We start from the raw sequence: 10,550 nt of genomic DNA, 5'->3' as shown, positions 1-10,550 counted from the left end.
AGGCTGGTCCGGGCCGCTGGTAGCTGGGGCCAGTTGGGCTCTTCCAGGTCATACCACTGGCGCCCTTGACCGCTGGGATGGCCCAGGGGTGCCCGCAACGCCACCACGCTCACCGCCGGACCGACCAGCAGGTCGGCCAGGTCGAGCAGGTCATCGGCATCGGCCCCCCAGCCGTGCAGCAGCACCAGCCGCTGCTCGCTGCGATCAGGGCCGCGTCGGATCACGCCGGCGTCGGGAGCGCCAGTTGCTTTGTTGTCAGGGGTCACGATTGGGTCGCTACTGCTGCTTAGGTTGGCTCCCAAACCCGCTCTCCGGCAGCCATGGCCCCCACGGCCCTTCTCAGCGTGTCCAACAAGGAGGGATTGGTGCCCCTGGCCCAGGGCTTGGTTGGGGCTGGCTACCAGCTGATTTCCAGCGGCGGCACGGCTGCGGCCCTGCAGGCAGCCGGGCTGCCGGTCACCAAGGTGGCAGACCACACCCAGGCCCCGGAGATTCTGGGCGGTCGGGTCAAGACCCTCCACCCCCGCATTCACGGCGGCATCCTGGCCCGTCGCGCTGAGGCCAGCCATCAGGCCGATCTGGTGGCCCAGGGCATCGTTCCGATTGACGTGGTGGTGGTGAACCTCTACCCCTTCCGCGAAACGGTTGCCGATCCGGCAGTGGGATTTGATACCGCCATTGAAAACATCGACATAGGTGGGCCGGCGATGCTGCGGGCGGCGGCCAAGAATCATGCTGACGTGGTGGTGCTGACCAGCCCCAACCAGTACGACGCTTTCCTTGAGGCCCTTGCCAGCTCAGCGCTGAGCCTGGAGCTAAGGCGCCGCCTGGCCTTGGAGGCCTTCCAGCACACCGCCAGCTACGACGCTGCGATCAGCGCCTGGCTGGCTGGCCGTCTGGGGGAGGAGTTGCCGCTGCGATTGGAGCTGCCAGCTCGCCAGAGCCTGCGCTACGGCGAAAACCCCCACCAGCAGGCCCGCTGGTACAGCGAGCCGAAGGCGGGCTGGGGGGCCGCCGAGCAACTCCAGGGCAAGGAGCTCAGTTACAACAATCTGATCGATCTAGACGCGGCCCTGGCCACCGTTCGGGAGTTTGGCTATGGCCCCGCTGCCGAGCCGGCGGCCGTGGTGGTCAAGCACACCAACCCCTGCGGGGTGGCCACCGGCAGCGACGCGGCGGCGGCCCTTGCCCGGGCGCTGGATGCCGATCGCCTTTCGGCCTTCGGCGGCATCGTGGCCCTCAACAATCCGGTGGATCTGGCGGCGGCTGAGCTGCTCAGCAGCCTGTTTCTCGAGTGTGTGGTGGCACCTGGTTTTGATGGCCCGGCTCGGGACCGGCTGGCTGCCAGGGCCAACCTGCGCTTGCTGGAGCTGGCGCCCGAGGCAATTCCGCAAGCATCCCGCCGCCACTTGCGCTCCTTACTGGGTGGGGTGCTGGAGCAGGAGCTCGATGACCAACCGGTGCAGGAGAGTGGTTGGCAGGTGGTGAGCGAGCGCCAGCCCAGCTCCCAGGAACTGGTCGATCTGCGTTTTGCCTGGAAGCTGGTGCGCCACGTGCGCTCCAATGCAATCACCGTGGCCAAGGGTGGCCAGAGCCTTGGAATCGGCGCTGGGCAGATGAACCGGGTGGGCTCAGCTCGCCTGGCCCTGGAAGCCGCTGGCGACCGGGCCCAGGGCGCGGTGCTCGCCAGCGATGGTTTCTTCCCCTTTGATGACACGGTGCGGCTGGCGGCTGGCCAGGGAATTACGGCGCTGATTCAGCCCGGTGGCAGCATGAGGGATGGCGATTCGATCGCCGCCTGCAACGCCCTGGGCGTGGCGATGGTGATGACGGGTCATCGTCATTTTCTCCACTGATACCCCCTGGCGGGCGGCGTGAGTTGTAACTTCGCTCGATCGGTCTTTGCCGCTGCGGTTCCCGCCAGTTCTCCCTTCCCCACCATGCCCGAAGCGCTCGCCTACAACCTCAATTTCTTCCATCCCCTGCTGATGGGGGGGCTGCTGGCCCTCTCCGGCTACGGCATGTTTCTTGGCATCAAAGCGAAAAAAACCCGCACTGCGGATGCGGCGGACCGCAAGGAGCTGATCAAGGGGCAGTTCGCCAAGCGCCATTTTCAGATCGGCAGCCTGATCCTGGCGTTGATGGTGCTGGGCACCTTTGGCGGCATGGCAGTCACCTATCTCAATAACGGCAAATTGTTTGTCGGCCCCCACCTGTTGGTGGGCATTGGCATGACCTGCCTAATTGCCCTGGCGGTGTCACTCGCGCCATTGATGCAGCAGGGCAACCTGATTGCCCGCAAGGCCCACGTGGGCCTGAACATGGCGATGATGACCCTCTTTTTGTGGCAAGCCTTCAGTGGTTTGCAGATTCTGGCCAAGATCTGGGAGAAGCGGCCCGCCTAAGAGCCCCTTAGAACTGGGACTGTCGCCTTGGGGGACAGTCCAGCCCCTGGCTCGAGTGGAAGTCTTCCTGCACCTTCCAGGTGAGCTTGCGGGAGACCTGGCGCACGATTTGCCTGAGCAGGTGGTCGCCGCTCGACTGCACCAGGCCCACGGGCAGCAGGGTGATCACCCCTGGCAGGCGGATCCAGACGCTCAGATCCAGTTGCCAGCGCACCAGGGTGAGGGGGCCGGTCTCTTCGACTCGCAGAGAGGCGTTGAAGTCAACGTCGTAGAGACCCTCCAGATTGGGGTCACCGCCCTGGTGGGGCACCGTGAGGATGCGATAAAGCCCCTGGTCTTGGGGGAGAAGCTGGAGACCGATCGTGGGCTCCACCTCGAAGCCGAAGTTGCCAAAGGTGCCGAGGGTCAGGGTGTAACCCTGGCCGCCAATGGCCTCAACGGTCATCGGCGCGGCGCAGCGACGAAACCAGCTCCCATGGTCATCGAGGTAGTCGGAGACAAGATCTGCGCTGCCGCGCATTTCCATTACGTCGGCGAAGGCGCTGGCATAGCGGCGCACCTGGGGATCATCGCTGTAGCGCAGCTGCGAGCCACCGGCTGCGGTGGGGTCCTGGTCCAGCGATGCGGTCGACAGCAGCAAAGACAACAGTGGCAACTCCAGGTGGTGGGACTGGTGGGGCAGGGGCCTCTTTCTTTAATCAATGTAAAGGCGATTCGGGGTCCCCTGGCCCGAGGCTTTGGCATCCAGACGGCAAAGGTGCGGATCTGGTGACGATCGGTTCAGGTCTGGCAGAGGTCGATCAGCCGCTTGATCACGTCTTCGACCACCCGGTCTGGGGTGGAGGCTCCAGAGGTGATCCCCACTCGGATCGGACCCTCCGGCAGGAAGGGCTCCTCCAGCTCCAGCGCGCCGCCGAGGGGCATGTGCTCAATGCGATTGCCCGGGCCGATGCGCTCGGGGGTGTCGATGTGGAAGGAGCGGATGCCGCGGCTGACGGCGATTTCCTGCAGGTGGGTGGTGTTGGAGGAGTTGTAGCCGCCAATCACCACCATCAGATCGAGGGGTTCATCCACCAGGGTGAAAATGGCGTCCTGGCGTTCCTGGGTGGCGTCGCAGATCGTGTTGAACGCCAGGAAGTGCTCATTCAGCTCGATGGGCCCGAAGCGCTGCAACAGCGTGCGCTCGAACATCCGGCCGATTTCCTCGGTTTCGCTCTTGAGCATGGTGGTCTGGTTGGCCACGCCAAGCCGGAGCAGATCCCGATCCGGATCGAAGCCCGGCGAACAGGCCTTGGCGAAGCGGGCCATGAAGGCCGTCCGGTCGCCATTGCCCAGAATGTAGTCGCACACCAGTTGGGCCTCGGCGAGGTCGAGCACCACCAGGTAGGTGCCGGCGAAGGAGCTGGTGGCCAGGGTCTCCTCGTGCTTCACCTTGCCGTGAATGATCGAGGTGAAGGAGTGCTTCTTGTGCTTCTCCACCGTGTTCCACACCTTGGAAACCCAGGGGCAGGTTGTGTCAACGATGTGGCAGCCCCGTTCGTTGAGCAGCTGCATCTCCTGCACGGTGGCGCCGAAGGCCGGCAGGATCACCACATCGCCGCCTGCCACCTCGGAGAAGTCCTTCACCCCCTGATCCACCTGGATGAATTTCACATCCATCTGGCGCAGGTGGTCGTTCACCGAGGGGTTGTGGATGATTTCGTTGGTGATCCAGAGCCGCTCGGTGGGGAAGTGGCGGCGCGTTTCGTAGGCCATGGCCACGGCGCGCTCAACGCCCCAGCAAAAGCCGAAGGCTTCGGCCAGGCGCACGGTGAGCCGGCCCCGCTGCAGGGTGTGGCCGGTCTCACGCAGCTTGGCAATCAGATCACTTTGGTAGGCCTGCTCGAGGTTGCCTGCCACCTCATCCCCCAGGCCAAAACCGCGGCGGTTGTATCGCTCCGAGTGGTGCAGCGAGCGCTTGAAGGCACGGGTATCCACAACAGTCGCTACTTGGAGTGTCAACTCTATGGGGCTTCGGCGGGCCCCCGTTGCTCCACCCTGGCCAGCCCCTGCCAGCTCACCTCGGTGGCCGAGAAGCTGTAGCGGCAGGCAAGCACCTCCACGCCTGCCGCCAGGGCCTGGCGGAACAGCTCGCCGTAGCGCGGGTCGGCCGCATCGCCCGGTGCGAAGCGGCTCACGTCAGAGCGGCTCAGGCAGGGCACCAATACGGCGCGGGCTTCCGGCAACAGGGCCATCAGTTCCACCAGGTGTTTCTGGCCCCGCTCGGTCACCGTGTCGGGAAAGAGGGCCAGCTCGCCGGCGGTCCAGGTGGTGTTCTTGACCTCGAGGTAGATCGGTCTGGGATCGGCGGCCCCTGCCGCCGGGGTCAGCAGCAGGTCGATGCGGCTGCGCCGGCCCAGGCCGTAGGGCACCTCGGCCCGGATGGCGCCGATGGGGCCGAGCCAGGGTTCCAGGCAGCCGGCCTCAATCGTGGCCCGCACCAGGTGGTTGGGCAGGGCCGTGTTGATGCCCACCCAGATGGGGGCTCCCTCGGCGCCCTGCACTTCGGCCTGCTCCCAGGTCCAGGCCAGCTTGCGGCTGGGGGAGGGGGCATGGCGCAGTCGCACCCGCCCGCCGGGGTGCAGCACACCGGTCATCGGTCCGGTGTTGGGACAGTGGGCCGTCACCAGCTCGCCGTCATCCAACTCCACATCGGCCAGGAAGCGCTTGTAGCGCCGCACCAGGGTGCCTTCCACCAGCGGACCAAGGCTGAGCACGGGGGTGGCCATGGCGGGCGCGGCTGGGTTGGGTGGGAGTGAGCCAGCCATACTGCCTCTCAACTCCCAAGGCTCCTGGCCCCACTGGATGGCACAGTCCCTCAGGCGCATTGCCCTGGTCGTGGCGGTTGCCACGGCCCTCAGCAAGGTGGCCGGGCTGGTGCGCCAGCAGGTCATTGCGGCTGCCTTCGGTGTGGGTGCCGCCTACGACGCCTACAACTACGCCTATGTGCTGCCGGGCTTTCTGCTGATCCTGCTGGGGGGCATCAACGGCCCTTTCCACAGCGCCATGGTGAGCGTTCTGGCCCGGCGGCCCCGCGCTGAGGGCGGCCACGTGCTGGCGGCGATGAACACCCTGGTGGGGGCGGGCCTGATCGGGGTCACCGTGCTGCTGCTGGTGTTCGCCGATCCCCTGATCAGCCTGGTGGGGCCTGGCCTCGATGCCAGCCGCCACGACATCGCCGTGCTCCAGCTGCGCTGGATGGCGCCGATGGCCCTGTTCGCCGGCCTGATCGGCCTGGGCTTCGGTGCCCTCAATGCCGCCGATGAGTTTTGGTTGCCTTCGGTGAGCCCGTTGCTCTCGAGTGTGGCCGTGATCGCCGGCATCGCCGTGCTCTGGTGGCAGCTCGGCCCAGGGATCACCCTGCCCACCACGGCGGTGCTCGGTGGGGTGGTGCTGGCCGGCTCCACCACCCTCGGCGCGGTGTTGCAGTGGCTGATCCAGCTGCCGGCCCTGGCCCGTCAGGGGCTGAATCGCTTTCAGCTGGTATGGGATTGGCAGGACCCGGGGGTGCGCGAGGTGCTCCAGGTGATGGGGCCCGCCACCCTCTCCTCAGGCATGTTGCAGATCAACGTGTTTGTCTCCCTCTTCTTCGCTTCGGGCATTCCGGCGGCGGCGGCGGGACTGGGCTACGCCAACCTGCTGGTGCAGACGCCCCTGGGGCTGCTCTCCAATGCCTTACTGGTGCCGCTCCTGCCGGTCTATGCCCGGCTGACGGCTCCGCAAGACAAGCCTGAGCTGATTGGCCGCATCCGCCAGGGGCTGATGCTCTCCAATGCCAGCATGTTGCCGCTGGGGGCCCTGATGGTGGGCCTCGCCCTGCCGATTGTGGCGCTGATCTACGAGCGGGGGGCCTTCGATGCCGGCGCGGCCGAGCTGGTCGGCACCCTGTTGATGGCCTACGGCATCGGTATGCCGGCCTACCTGGCTCGTGACGTGCTGGTGCGCGTCTTCTATGCCCTGGGCGACGGGGTCACCCCCTTTCGCTGGTCGCTGGCTGGGATCGGTCTGAATGCGATTTTCTGTTGGGCCTTTGTCGGTGGGCCCGTGCCCACGGGGGTGCAGCTGCTGCCGAACCTCTACTGCGGAGCTGCTGGCCTGGTGCTGGCCACGGTGGCGGTGAACCTGATCACCTGTGTGGGCTTGCTGCTGGCCCTGCAGGGCCGGCTGGGGGGCCTGCCGCTGCGCCTCTGGCTGCGGGACACCCTGCTGCTGTTTGGAGCTGCCGTGCTGGCCGGCTTGGCGGCCTGGGGAATCGCCCTGGGTGTGGCGTGGCCCACGGGGCTTTGGGGGCGCTTGCTGGAGTGCGGCTTTGCCGGTGGCGTGGGGGTGCTGGTGTACGGCCTGGTGGCCAGCCTGGCGGGGGTTCCGGAAGTGACCGCTGGCATCGCCCAGCTGCGGGGGCGGTTGCCCCGATTCGGCGCCAGGCGCTAATCGCTCAGATTCACATCGCGCACATCCCGCACCTGCACGGGGATCTCCAGGTGTGAGCGGCCCACCATCTGGGGGCCGTCCACCGAGAAGATCCGGGCCTCGATCCCAAATTCCTTGAAGGCGGTTTCCAGCTCCTGGATCAGGGCTTTTTCCACCTGGGCCTCCGCATCCACCACCTTGCCGATCAGGCGCCCGCCAAGGCGACCCATGCGTTTGCGCACCACGTCGCGGGCGTTGGTGACCTCAATGACCAGCACAGCCCGCAGCCAGGTGGCGCAACCTTATCGGCAAAACGGTTCCAGCACCTCTTCGAGATCGCGCAACTGACCGGCTGGCACGAGTCGAGCAAGGGGCATGCGGGTGGCGCCACCACCGATGGGCACCTGCACGGCCTCAAGCGCCTGGCGGGCACACACCTGGGCTCCCTGGTCAATTCGGCCGGCGCATTCGATGGCCAGGGTCTGGGCCAGGCCGGCATCACCCAGGTAGAGGTGCCAGCCGGCCACCTGCACGTAGAGGCGATCGGCCAGGGCCAGTTCGAGCTCCTTGAGATCTGAGGCGGTGAGGGTCATGGCTCGGTTTTGGAGCGTTGGTTTTCGGCTGGGGGGGCCGGGCGCATGGCGATCACCACCCCGGCGTGCACCAGCAGCACTGCCAGCCAGCCAAGGGTGAGCCAGTTGAGGTGAGCCCAGGGATGGCGCAGTTCCTGCACGACCCAGAGGCCGCTGTTCAAGGCAGAAAACAGGGCGGCGTGAAGCGTGAGGTTCACGATCCGCTCAAAGTGTCTGTAGGTGGGTTCTTCGGGGTTGGCGGGGCCGTACCAGCGAATCGGCATAGGAGGGGCAGTGATTTGACGGATAGGCCCTTCATGCGGTGAGAATGGGCCAGTGCGCTTGTAGCTCAGCGGATTAGAGCATCTGACTACGGATCAGAGGGTCGGGAGTTCGAATCTCTCCAGGCGCGTTTTTTCCCCCAACCGCCCTCGGGCGGTTTTTTTGTGCCCGATTCGCGACCCATTCCCCGCACTGGAAGACGTTCCTTACGATCGGTACAAGAATCGAAATCCAACCATGGCCCTCTCCGGCGGTGCTGCCATCAACCAGTCTCTTGCCGCCGGGGACCCCGCCATCGCGGCATTGATCGGCAAGGAGCTGAATCGTCAGCAGACCCACCTGGAGCTGATCGCCTCCGAAAACTTCACCTCCCGGGCCGTGATGGAGGCCCAGGGCTCGGTGCTCACCAACAAATATGCGGAGGGGCTGCCGGCCAAGCGCTACTACGGCGGCTGTGAGCACGTCGACGCCATCGAGGAGCTGGCGATTGGGCGGGCCAAGGAGCTGTTTGGTGCCGCCTGGGCCAACGTGCAGCCCCACAGCGGCGCCCAGGCCAACTTCGCCGTCTTCCTGGCCCTGCTCCAGCCCGGCGACACGATCCTGGGCATGGATCTGAGCCACGGCGGCCACCTCACCCACGGCTCGCCTGTGAACGTGAGCGGCAAGTGGTTCAAGGCCGTGCACTACGGCGTCGATGAGGCGACCCACCAGCTCAATTTCGACACGATCCGCCAGCTGGCCCTGGAGCACAGGCCCAAGCTGATTATCTGCGGCTATTCCGCCTACCCCCGCACGATTGATTTCGCGGCCTTCCGCGCCATCGCCGATGAGGTGGGCGCTTACTTGCTGGCCGACATGGCCCACATCGCCGGGCTGGTGGCCGCTGGCTTGCACCCCAACCCGGTGCCCCTCTGCGATGTGGTGACCACCACCACCCACAAGACCCTGCGCGGCCCCCGCGGTGGCCTGATCCTCTGCCGCGACGCCGAGTTCGCCAGGCAGTTCGACAAGGCCGTCTTCCCCGGCAGCCAGGGCGGGCCGCTCGAGCACGTGATCGCCGCCAAGGCGGTGGCCTTCGGTGAAGCCCTGTTGCCCTCCTTCAAGGCCTACAGCCAGCAGGTGATCGCCAATGCCCAGGCCCTGGCCAAGCGCCTTCAGGAGCGCGGCATCGCCGTGGTCAGTGGTGGCACCGACAACCACATCGTGCTGGTGGATCTGCGCTCGATCGGCATGACCGGCAAGGTGGCCGACCTGCTGGTGAGTGACGTCCACATCACCGCCAACAAGAACACGGTGCCCTTCGATCCCCAGTCGCCCTTTGTCACTAGCGGTCTGCGGTTGGGCACTGCCGCCTGTACCACCCGCGGCTTCGATCAGGAGGCCTTCGCCGAGGTGGCCGATGTGATCGCCGACCGCCTGCTCAACCCTGAAGATGCCGCCATCGAGCAGCGCTGCCGCGAGCGGGTGGCGGCCCTCTGCGAGCGCTTTCCGCTCTACGCCGAGGAGTCCGGCGCAGATTCTGTCGATGGGCAGCGTCAGCTGCAGCACGCCCGATCCCTGTAGCCGCCCGTAAGGTAGGCGCCAAAGCCCGCCGCCAGCTCGCTTCAGCCTGGTTCTGTGACCCTCACTGAAAGTCCCAACCTGGCGGCCCTGATCACGTTCGCTGTGGCGGCCCTGCTGACAGCTCTGGTGGTGCCTGTGGTGCGTCGAGTTGGGTTGCGCTGGGGTCTGGTGGATGCCCCCGATTCCCGCAAGCAGCACTCCACTCCCATGGTGCGCCTGGGAGGGGTGGGCATTGTCATCTCCTTCAGCCTTGCCCTGGCGCTGGTTTGGCTGCTGGGTGGATTTGCCAACCTGCCCATGGAAAAGGACCAGTTGATCTGGACCACCCTGGCCGGGGCGCTGTGCTTTTTTCTGATCGGCCTGGCCGACGACCTCTTTGCCCTGCCACCGCTACCCCGCCTGGCTGGCCAGCTGGCGATTGCAATGGTGGCCTGGAACGAGGGTGTGAGGATTGGCTCCATAGAGCTGCCCATGGCCTGGCTGGGGGGAGCGGATCTGCTGCTCCAGTTGCCCGATTGGCTCAGCCTGGTTGCCACCCTGATCTGGCTGGTGGGGATCACCAATGCCATCAACTGGCTTGATGGTCTAGATGGCCTGGCGGCGGGGGTCAGCGGCATCGCCGCGGTGGGTCTGTTGTCGGTGAGCTTCAGCCTGCACCAACCGGCGGCTGGCCTGCTGGCGGCGGCCCTGGCCGGCAGTTGCCTGGGCTTTCTGCGCCACAACTTCAATCCGGCCCGCATTTTCATGGGGGATGGGGGTTCCTATTTCCTCGGATTCGCCCTGGCGGCCATCAGCATCGTTGGCCCGGCCAAGGGGCTCACCAGCGTCAGCCTGCTGTTGCCGTTGCTGATCCTGTCGCTGCCGCTGGCCGACATGTCGGCCGTGATCATGGGCCGCCTCAGTGAGGGCCACTCGCCCTTCTACCCCGACCGCCGCCACTTGCATCACCGCCTGCTGCGCAGCGGCCTCAGCCATCGCCGCACGGTGCTTTTGATCTATGCCTTCACCCAGTGGCTGGGTTCCCTGGCCCTGGTGCTGGTCAATGCTGAGCTGCGCTTTCTCTGGCTGGCGCTCGCCACCGCGTTGCTGATCTGGGTGTTGGTCAGCACCCGTCGTGCCTTGCAACAGCCACCTTCCAACCAGGAGCTCGGATGAGGTGACTGCCGAAATCCTCTGCATCGGCACCGAGTTGCTGCTTGGCAACATCACCAATGGCAATGCCCGCTGGATTGCCGAACAGCTGGCGGCCTTAGGCATTCCCCACCACCGCCAGACGGTG

12 protein-coding genes, 1 tRNA gene and 1 pseudogene are annotated in these 10,550 nt (G+C 66.0%); 7 read left to right on the top strand and 7 right to left on the bottom strand.

Translation table 11 applies throughout. From position 1 onward, the window contains the following. A pseudogene (locus tag KBZ15_RS10870) lies at positions 1 to 266 on the bottom strand (hypothetical protein); the annotation flags it as partial. A 54-nt stretch (positions 267 to 320) separates the two neighbouring features. Here KBZ15_RS10870 and purH point away from each other — a divergent pair. Both purH and KBZ15_RS10860 read left to right on the top strand, forming a co-directional pair. Further along, positions 321 to 1,856, top strand: a complete 1,536-nt coding sequence (gene purH, locus KBZ15_RS10865; protein ID WP_255015248.1) for a bifunctional phosphoribosylaminoimidazolecarboxamide formyltransferase/IMP cyclohydrolase — start codon at positions 321 to 323, stop codon at positions 1,854 to 1,856. A gap of 84 nt (positions 1,857 to 1,940) precedes the next feature. Next, positions 1,941 to 2,405 (top strand): DUF4079 domain-containing protein, encoded by a 465-nt coding sequence (locus KBZ15_RS10860; RefSeq protein ID WP_255015247.1) that lies wholly within the window; start codon positions 1,941 to 1,943, stop codon positions 2,403 to 2,405. Between the two features lie 7 nt (positions 2,406 to 2,412). On the opposite strand, the gene KBZ15_RS10855 is transcribed toward KBZ15_RS10860, so the two are convergent. The 3 genes from KBZ15_RS10855 to sfsA all read right to left on the bottom strand — a co-directional run bounded on the left by KBZ15_RS10855 (position 2,413) and on the right by sfsA (position 5,173). Continuing rightward, positions 2,413 to 3,042, bottom strand: a complete 630-nt coding sequence (locus tag KBZ15_RS10855) for a DUF1997 domain-containing protein (protein WP_396123442.1) — start codon at positions 3,040 to 3,042, stop codon at positions 2,413 to 2,415. A gap of 143 nt (positions 3,043 to 3,185) precedes the next feature. Next, complete coding sequence (locus tag KBZ15_RS10850) at positions 3,186 to 4,382, bottom strand: 4-hydroxy-3-methylbut-2-enyl diphosphate reductase (protein WP_255015249.1); 1,197 nt, start codon at positions 4,380 to 4,382, stop codon at positions 3,186 to 3,188. Positions 4,383 to 4,408: 26 nt separating this feature from the next. Next, positions 4,409 to 5,173 (bottom strand): DNA/RNA nuclease SfsA, encoded by a 765-nt coding sequence (gene sfsA / locus KBZ15_RS10845; protein ID WP_255015246.1) that lies wholly within the window; start codon positions 5,171 to 5,173, stop codon positions 4,409 to 4,411. A gap of 76 nt (positions 5,174 to 5,249) precedes the next feature. Here sfsA and murJ point away from each other — a divergent pair, with 76 nt between their 5' ends. Continuing rightward, on the top strand, positions 5,250 to 6,875 hold the full coding sequence (gene murJ / locus KBZ15_RS10840; protein ID WP_255015244.1) for a murein biosynthesis integral membrane protein MurJ: 1,626 nt from the start codon (positions 5,250 to 5,252) through the stop codon (positions 6,873 to 6,875). On the opposite strand, the gene KBZ15_RS10835 is transcribed toward murJ, so the two are convergent. From KBZ15_RS10835 to KBZ15_RS10825, 3 genes are read right to left on the bottom strand one after another with little or no spacing between them, the layout of a single operon-like run. After that, complete coding sequence (locus KBZ15_RS10835; RefSeq protein ID WP_197147881.1) at positions 6,872 to 7,132, bottom strand: cytochrome-c oxidase; 261 nt, start codon at positions 7,130 to 7,132, stop codon at positions 6,872 to 6,874. The two genes, murJ and KBZ15_RS10835, sit on opposite strands and share 4 nt — an antisense overlap. Positions 7,133 to 7,156: 24 nt before the next feature. Further along, the gene (locus KBZ15_RS10830) at positions 7,157 to 7,447 is read right to left on the bottom strand and encodes a DUF3181 family protein (protein ID WP_254932117.1); all 291 of its coding nucleotides are present in this window, start codon (positions 7,445 to 7,447) and stop codon (positions 7,157 to 7,159) included. Then, the gene (locus tag KBZ15_RS10825) at positions 7,444 to 7,710 is read right to left on the bottom strand and encodes a hypothetical protein (protein WP_255015243.1); all 267 of its coding nucleotides are present in this window, start codon (positions 7,708 to 7,710) and stop codon (positions 7,444 to 7,446) included. The genes KBZ15_RS10830 and KBZ15_RS10825 overlap by 4 nt, the downstream gene beginning before the upstream one ends. Positions 7,711 to 7,764: 54 nt before the next feature. Here KBZ15_RS10825 and KBZ15_RS10820 point away from each other — a divergent pair. The 4 genes from KBZ15_RS10820 to KBZ15_RS18685 all read left to right on the top strand — a co-directional run. Then, positions 7,765 to 7,838: transfer RNA gene (locus KBZ15_RS10820), tRNA-Arg, on the top strand. Positions 7,839 to 7,945: 107 nt separating this feature from the next. Beyond that, positions 7,946 to 9,271, top strand: coding sequence for a serine hydroxymethyltransferase (gene glyA, locus KBZ15_RS10815; protein ID WP_255015242.1), 1,326 nt, complete (start codon positions 7,946 to 7,948; stop codon positions 9,269 to 9,271). Positions 9,272 to 9,325: 54 nt separating this feature from the next. After that, the gene (locus KBZ15_RS10810) at positions 9,326 to 10,426 is read left to right on the top strand and encodes a glycosyltransferase family 4 protein (RefSeq protein ID WP_255015241.1); all 1,101 of its coding nucleotides are present in this window, start codon (positions 9,326 to 9,328) and stop codon (positions 10,424 to 10,426) included. Between the two features lies 1 nt (position 10,427). Further along, on the top strand, positions 10,428 to 10,550 hold a 123-nt coding region (locus tag KBZ15_RS18685), incomplete at its 3' end, for a molybdopterin-binding protein (protein WP_396123441.1).

The organism is Cyanobium sp. BA20m-p-22 (assembly GCF_024346275.1).
Taxonomy (GTDB): Bacteria; Cyanobacteriota; Cyanobacteriia; order PCC-6307; family Cyanobiaceae; genus Cyanobium_A.
Note: the sequence above shows the minus strand (reverse complement) of the source record. Positions and strands in the feature narration are given on the sequence as shown.

What these genes read in the sequence shown, in the direction of transcription:
- KBZ15_RS10830 (WP_254932117.1), bottom strand. Translation starts at nt 7,447, where the DNA reads ATGACCCTCACCGCCTCAGATCTCAAGGAGCTCGAACTGGCCCTGGCC.
- sfsA (WP_255015246.1), bottom strand. Translation starts at nt 5,173, where the DNA reads ATGGCCACCCCCGTGCTCAGCCTTGGTCCGCTGGTGGAAGGCACCCTG.
- KBZ15_RS10825 (WP_255015243.1), bottom strand. Translation starts at nt 7,710, where the DNA reads ATGCCGATTCGCTGGTACGGCCCCGCCAACCCCGAAGAACCCACCTAC.
- murJ (WP_255015244.1), top strand. Translation starts at nt 5,250, where the DNA reads ATGGCACAGTCCCTCAGGCGCATTGCCCTGGTCGTGGCGGTTGCCACG.
- KBZ15_RS10860 (WP_255015247.1), top strand. Translation starts at nt 1,941, where the DNA reads ATGCCCGAAGCGCTCGCCTACAACCTCAATTTCTTCCATCCCCTGCTG.
- glyA (WP_255015242.1), top strand. Translation starts at nt 7,946, where the DNA reads ATGGCCCTCTCCGGCGGTGCTGCCATCAACCAGTCTCTTGCCGCCGGG.
- purH (WP_255015248.1), top strand. Translation starts at nt 321, where the DNA reads ATGGCCCCCACGGCCCTTCTCAGCGTGTCCAACAAGGAGGGATTGGTG.